The organism is Bacillus sp. AFS073361 (assembly GCF_002567005.1).
In the GTDB taxonomy this organism is placed as follows: domain Bacteria; phylum Bacillota; class Bacilli; order Bacillales; family Cytobacillaceae; genus Neobacillus.
Map to the genome: position 1 here is coordinate 1 of NZ_NUZU01000082.1, position 354 is coordinate 354.

1 tRNA gene is annotated in these 354 nt (G+C 45.5%); it reads left to right on the plus strand.

Features of this window, described 5'->3' with window-relative positions:
• Positions 1-37: 37 nt before the first annotated feature.
• Positions 38-114: transfer RNA gene (locus COJ96_RS25400), tRNA-Met, on the plus strand.
• Positions 115-354: the final 240 nt, after the last annotated feature.

The following is a 354-nucleotide window of genomic DNA, read 5'->3' on the forward strand; positions in this document are numbered from 1 at the left end:
ATCCCGTCATCCTCCACCATGATTATATTTGTTCTTTGGCGGTGTAGCTCAGCTGGCTAGAGCGTACGGTTCATACCCGTAAGGTCGGGGGTTCGATCCCCTCCGCCGCTACCAATCAATTATTTATTAATATCTGGAGGAATACCCAAGTTTGNNAATCCCTCTTCCTCCTCCATTATTACTTTTTATAATTTCTATCGTCGCGGGGTGGAGCACGTTCGAATAAACTGCTTCGAATAATCTTCAGCGCAACGATTGAGCCGCTGCTTGAATATGCTTTCTGAAATCGGGGCGGTCGTAATACTAAGAGCATGTGAAAACTTCAATTTTTTATTATCGTCGCGGGGTGGAGCA